This window comes from Oleiphilus sp. HI0066, assembly GCF_001635725.1.
In genome coordinates this window covers 1-789 of sequence record NZ_LWFH01001763.1, presented here as the reverse complement: position 1 = coordinate 789, position 789 = coordinate 1, and the positions used below count along the sequence as shown (strand labels likewise).

Sequence of the window (789 nt, the reverse complement as noted above, 5' to 3'; positions counted from 1 at the left end):
TACCTGTTGGTAAAACGAATCTGGATCAATTTGCCACAGGGCTAAATGGCACACGCTCGCCCTACGGTGAATGTCGTAATGCCTTCGATGCGAAGTACATCAGTGGTGGCTCAAGCGCGGGTTCATCTGTGTCAGTCGCCTTAGGCCTAGCAAGCTTCAGTTTAGGCACTGACACCGCCGGTTCAGGACGCGTGCCGGCCTGCCTGAATAACTTATATGGCGTTAAACCAACACGAGGGTTGTTGTCTGCCAGCGGCATGTTGCCAGCGTGTCGTAGCTTAGATTGCATGACGATTTTTGCGCTGAACGCAGATGAATCGAACTTAGTTTTGTCGGTCGCAGAAGGGCTTGATGACAATGACGGCTATAGTCGTGCCAATCCTTATCCTAATCAAACACGGCAATATGGTGTGCGTGCAGGGGATTTGAAAATCGGAGTCATCCAATCAGATCAGCTCGAATTCTTCGGTGACGCAGCATACGAGCACGCGTATTTAGCGACTGTAGAACGCATTAAAGATGACGGTGCTCAGATTGAAGAGCTCGACTTCTCGCCCTTTGTTGAAGCTGCGAAATTGTTATACGAGGGACCTTGGGTAACTGAGCGTTACTTGGCAACACAACCTTTAATTGATGAGCAACCTGAAGCAATGTTCCCAGTTGTGCGAGAGATCATCGAACCAGGCAAGAATGCAAGTGCTGCGGCCTTGTTTACCGCGCAATATCGCTTGCAAGAATTGAAAGCAAAATGCGATGCGATTGTTGCACAATATGATTGTTTGCTAACGC

1 protein-coding gene is annotated in these 789 nt (G+C 48.9%); it reads left to right on the top strand.

The genetic code is table 11. The features are described 5' to 3' along the window. Positions 1-789 (top strand): amidase family protein (locus A3738_RS27340; RefSeq protein ID WP_255376212.1); only part of this gene is annotated, 789 nt, incomplete at both ends.